General features: G+C 48.1%; 2 tRNA genes and 3 rRNA genes. All 5 read left to right on the top strand.

Annotated elements, in window-relative coordinates:
- Positions 1-281 precede the first annotated feature (281 nt).
- The 5 genes from INP78_RS14495 (at position 282) to rrf (ending at position 5,671) form a co-directional block, all read left to right on the top strand.
- Positions 282-1,820 (top strand): 16S ribosomal RNA (locus tag INP78_RS14495).
- A gap of 86 nt (positions 1,821-1,906) precedes the next feature.
- Positions 1,907-1,983, top strand: a tRNA-Ile gene (locus INP78_RS14490).
- A gap of 9 nt (positions 1,984-1,992) precedes the next feature.
- Positions 1,993-2,068: transfer RNA gene (locus tag INP78_RS14485), tRNA-Ala, on the top strand.
- A 390-nt stretch (positions 2,069-2,458) separates the two neighbouring features.
- A 23S ribosomal RNA gene (locus INP78_RS14480) occupies positions 2,459-5,341 on the top strand.
- Positions 5,342-5,557: 216 nt separating this feature from the next.
- A 5S ribosomal RNA gene (gene rrf, locus INP78_RS14475) occupies positions 5,558-5,671 on the top strand.
- The 16S, 23S and 5S rRNA genes sit together here with 2 tRNA genes alongside, the layout of an rRNA operon.
- Positions 5,672-5,675 lie beyond the last annotated feature (4 nt).

Raw genomic sequence — 5,675 nt, 5'->3', positions numbered from 1 at the left:
AAAAACCTCTGTATAATGCGCACCTCGTTACGAAATAACGGTAACGAAAACAGCGAAAAAGCTGATGTTCTTTAAAAATTAGGATGACTGATAAGTGTGGGTGTTTGTAGTTGAGTGAAGCGCATTTAATGCGTAGAAACTCAGAAAATACAAATGCTTTACACTTAGATTTATGACAAGTATGTACAGTGTATTTTACACACATACCTTGAAATGAATTTGAGATATAAGCGAATCGAATACCGCCTCTTAATTGAGGTAAAAAGTAATAGTTAGGAATTAAACTGAAGAGTTTGATCCTGGCTCAGATTGAACGCTGGCGGAATGCTTTACACATGCAAGTCGAACGATGAACCTTAGCTTGCTAAGGGGATTAGTGGCGAACGGGTGAGTAATATATCGGAACGTACCTTGTAATGGGGGATAACTAGTCGAAAGATTAGCTAATACCGCATACGCCCTGAGGGGGAAAGTAGGGGATCTTCGGACCTTACGTTATAAGAGCGGCCGATATCTGATTAGCTAGTTGGTGGGGTAATGGCCTACCAAGGCGACGATCAGTAGCTGGTCTGAGAGGACGACCAGCCACACTGGAACTGAGACACGGTCCAGACTCCTACGGGAGGCAGCAGTGGGGAATTTTGGACAATGGGCGCAAGCCTGATCCAGCCATTCCGCGTGAGTGAAGAAGGCCTTCGGGTTGTAAAGCTCTTTCGCAAGGGAAGAAAACTTACATTCTAATAAAGTGTGAGGCTGACGGTACCTTGATAAGAAGCACCGGCTAACTACGTGCCAGCAGCCGCGGTAATACGTAGGGTGCGAGCGTTAATCGGAATTACTGGGCGTAAAGCGTGCGCAGGCGGTTTTGTAAGTCAGATGTGAAATCCCCGAGCTCAACTTGGGAACTGCGTTTGAAACTACAAGACTAGAATATGTCAGAGGGGGGTAGAATTCCACGTGTAGCAGTGAAATGCGTAGAGATGTGGAGGAATACCAATGGCGAAGGCAGCCCCCTGGGATAATATTGACGCTCATGCACGAAAGCGTGGGGAGCAAACAGGATTAGATACCCTGGTAGTCCACGCCCTAAACGATGTCTACTAGTTGTTGGTGGAGTAAAATCCATGAGTAACGCAGCTAACGCGTGAAGTAGACCGCCTGGGGAGTACGGTCGCAAGATTAAAACTCAAAGGAATTGACGGGGGCCCGCACAAGCGGTGGATTATGTGGATTAATTCGATGCAACGCGAAAAACCTTACCTGGCCTTGACATGCCACTAACGAAGCAGAGATGCATTAGGTGCTCGAAAGAGAAAGTGGACACAGGTGCTGCATGGCTGTCGTCAGCTCGTGTCGTGAGATGTTGGGTTAAGTCCCGCAACGAGCGCAACCCTTGCCATTAATTGCCATCATTTAGTTGGGCACTTTAATGGGACTGCCGGTGACAAACCGGAGGAAGGTGGGGATGACGTCAAGTCCTCATGGCCCTTATGGCCAGGGCTTCACACGTAATACAATGGTCGGTACAGAGAGTTGCCAACCCGCGAGGGGGAGCTAATCTCAGAAAGCCGATCGTAGTCCGGATTGTTCTCTGCAACTCGAGAGCATGAAGTCGGAATCGCTAGTAATCGCGGATCAGCATGTCGCGGTGAATACGTTCCCGGGCCTTGTACACACCGCCCGTCACACCATGGGAGTGGGTTTTACCAGAAGTAGTTAGTCTAACCGCAAGGGGGACGATTACCACGGTAGTATTCATGACTGGGGTGAAGTCGTAACAAGGTAGCCGTATCGGAAGGTGCGGCTGGATCACCTCCTTTCTAGAGAAGATCACTCGGCTTCAAGCATTCACTCTTATCAGTCATCTGAAAATAAGCAGCAACAAAGATTTAGGCAAACCGCCTTAGGGTCTGTAGCTCAGCTGGTTAGAGCACCGTCTTGATAAGGCGGGGGTCGTTGGTTCGAGCCCAACCAGACCCACCACCGAATATTGGGGGATTAGCTCAGCTGGGAGAGCACCTGCTTTGCAAGCAGGGGGTCAACGGTTCGATCCCGTTATCCTCCACCACCGATTAGTGGTTGGATATATAAAGCTTTGTTGCGGTTTAGAGATTAGAAGCAAACGTTAGTTGAAGTTTGGATAATGTTTGCTTCTGGTTTTTAAACGTTAGTTTAATAACTAAGACTGCTCTTTAACAAAATGGAAGAAGTAAAGGAATATAGGTTGTGTGATGACAACTTATATTCAATGGGCGATATTGTTTTTTAACCGGAAACAATATCGATTGATTGCAAAATCATAAATATATTAAACGCAAGTTGAGACGTTTAGATTGTTGAGTAATCAATAATTTAAGCAAATCTAACGAGGTTTGATAGTGCTTTAGAATTACCTGTAACGCGTGTCTCATGCACGACGAAATCTAGATTTAAAAGGGTTTAGGTTTTAACGTTATAGGGTCAAGTGAATAAGTGCATATGGTGGATGCCTTGGCGATATCAGGCGATGAAGGACGTGATAGCCTGCGAAAAGCTTCGGGGAGCTGGCAAATAAGCTTTGATCCGGAGATGTCCGAATGGGGAAACCCGGCCGTAAGGTCATTCTCTTCTGAATATATAGGAAGAGTAAAGCGAACCGAGTGAACTGAAACATCTAAGTAACTCGAGGAAAAGAAATCAACCGAGATTCCGTAAGTAGTGGCGAGCGAACATGGAACAGCCTGTTACTTTTAGCAGACGCGATAGTAGAACGGAATGGAAAGTCCGACCGTAGTGGGTGATAGTCCCGTATACGAAATCCCGTTTGTGGAACTAGGGTAACGAAAAGTAGGGCGGGGCACGAGAAACCTTGTCTGAACATGGGGGGACCATCCTCCAAGGCTAAATACTCGATATCGACCGATAGTGAACCAGTACCGTGAGGGAAAGGCGAAAAGAACCCCGGGAGGGGAGTGAAATAGATCCTGAAACCGTATGCATACAAACAGTGGGAGCCTCGTAAGGGGTGACTGCGTACCTTTTGTATAATGGGTCAGCGACTTACATTCAGTGGCAAGCTTAACCGATAGGGGAGGCGTAGAGAAATCGAGTCCGAATAGGGCGAATTAGTCGCTGGGTGTAGACCCGAAACCAAGTGATCTATCCATGGCCAGGATGAAGGTGCCGTAACAGGTACTGGAGGTCCGAACCCACAAATGTTGAAAAATTTGGGGATGAGCTGTGGATAGGGGTGAAAGGCTAAACAAACTTGGAGATAGCTGGTTCTCTCCGAAAACTATTTAGGTAGTGCCTCGTATATCATTCTCGGGGGTAGAGCACTGTTATGGCTAGGGGGTTCATAAGAACTTACCAAACCATTGCAAACTCCGAATACTGAGAAATGCAATTACGGGAGACAGTCCATGGGTGCTAACGTCCGTGGACAAGAGGGAAACAACCCAGACCGACAGCTAAGGTCCCAAATGACGTGCTAAGTGGAAAACGAAGTGGGAAGGCATAGACAGCCAGGATGTTGGCTTAGAAGCAGCCATCATTTAAAGAAAGCGTAATAGCTCACTGGTCGAGTCGTCCTGCGCGGAAGATGTAACGGGGCTAAGCACGTAACCGAAGCTTCGGATGCCAGTTTACTGGCATGGTAGGAGAGCGTTCTGTAGGCCTGCGAAGGTGTATCGTGAGGTATGCTGGAGGTATCAGAAGTGCGAATGCTGACATGAGTAGCGATAAAGGGAGTGAAAAGCTCCCTCGCCGAAAGCCCAAGGTTTCCTGCGCAACGTTCATCGGCGCAGGGTGAGTCGGCCCCTAAGGTGAGGCAGAGATGCGTAGCTGATGGGAAACAGGTTAATATTCCTGTACCTCTATACAATGCGATGTGGGGACGGAGAAGGTTAGGTCAGCCGGGTGTTGGATGTCCCGGTTCAAGCGTGTAGGTTGGTTCTTTAGGCAAATCCGGAGAGCTAAGACTGAGACGTGATAACGAGTCTGCTTGCAGACGAAGTGATTGATACCATGCTTCCAAGAAAAGCCACTAAGCTTCAGTTGTATAAGACCGTACCGCAAACCGACACAGGTGGGCAGGATGAGAATTCTAAGGCGCTTGAGAGAACCCGGGAGAAGGAACTCGGCAAATTAGCACCGTAACTTCGGGAGAAGGTGCGCCCCGGTAGTGTGTAGAGATTTACTCTCGAAGCATGATGGGGTTGCAGTGAAAAGGTGGCTGCGACTGTTTAATAAAAACACAGCACTCTGCAAACACGAAAGTGGACGTATAGGGTGTGACGCCTGCCCGGTGCTGGAAGATTAAATGATGGGGTGCAAGCTCTTGATTGAAGTCCCAGTAAACGGCGGCCGTAACTATAACGGTCCTAAGGTAGCGAAATTCCTTGTCGGGTAAGTTCCGACCCGCACGAATGGCGTAACGATGGCCACACTGTCTCCTCTCGGGACTCAGCGAAGTTGAAATGTTTGTGAAGATGCAATCTCCCCGCGGCTAGACGGAAAGACCCCATGAACCTTTACTGCAGCTTTACATTGGACTTTGACAAGATTTGTGTAGGATAGGTGGGAGACGTTGAAGCGGAGTCGCTAGATTCCGTGGAGTCAACCTTGAAATACCACCCTGATGTTGTTGAGGTTCTAACCTAGGTCCGTAATCCGGACTGGGGACCGTGTATGGTAGGCAGTTTGACTGGGGCGGTCTCCTCCCAAAGAGTAACGGAGGAGTGCGAAGGTAACCTAGGTACGGTCGGAAATCGTACTGATAGTGCAATGGCATAAGGTTGCTTGACTGCGAGACGGACAGGTCGAGCAGGTGCGAAAGCAGGTCATAGTGATCCGGTGGTTCTGTATGGAAGGGCCATCGCTCAACGGATAAAAGGTACTCTGGGGATAACAGGCTGATTCCTCCCAAGAGTTCATATCGACGGGGGAGTTTGGCACCTCGATGTCGGCTCATCACATCCTGGGGCTGTAGCCGGTCCCAAGGGTATGGCTGTTCGCCATTTAAAGTGGTACGTGAGCTGGGTTTAAAACGTCGTGAGACAGTTTGGTCCCTATCTGCCGTGGGCGCTGCAAGTTTGAGGGGACCTGCTCCTAGTACGAGAGGACCGGAGTGGACGCACCTCTGGTGGACCAGTTATCATGCCAATGGTATAGCTGGGTAGCTAAGTGCGGAAGAGATAAACGCTGAAAGCATCTAAGCGTGAAACTCGCCTCGAGATGAGACTTGCCTCTGGCTTTAAGCCAGCTAAAGAGTCGTTCAAGACCAGGACGTTGATAGGTCAGGTGTGGAAGTGCAGTAATGCATTAAGCTAACTGATACTAATTGCTCGTGAGGCTTGATCCTATAACCTTAAAACTTAGACAACCTGAAAAGGAAATCTAATAAGGTGTAGTTCAAAGCAATATGATTTGGCAATCATCTAAGATATAGAAACAATATGTTTCGTACCTTAATCCCATTGAAATACTTAAGCCAACAAGCTTAAATCCTTTACTTCTTCCAATTTGTTAAAGCAGGCTAAACACATGTTTAGCACCATGCATAACATTACCAGTTATGTTTGGGGACAATAGCGGTTTGGAACCACCCCTTCCCATCTCGAACAGGGCCGTGAAACGAACTTGCGCCAATGATAGTGTACTCTTCGTATGCGAAAGTAGGTCATCCCCAAGCTCCT

Origin of the sequence: Methylophilus sp. 14 (assembly GCF_015354345.1) — a bacterium.
Classification (GTDB): Bacteria; Pseudomonadota; Gammaproteobacteria; order Burkholderiales; family Methylophilaceae; genus Methylophilus.
This window is presented reverse-complemented; position numbering and strand designations above follow the sequence as displayed.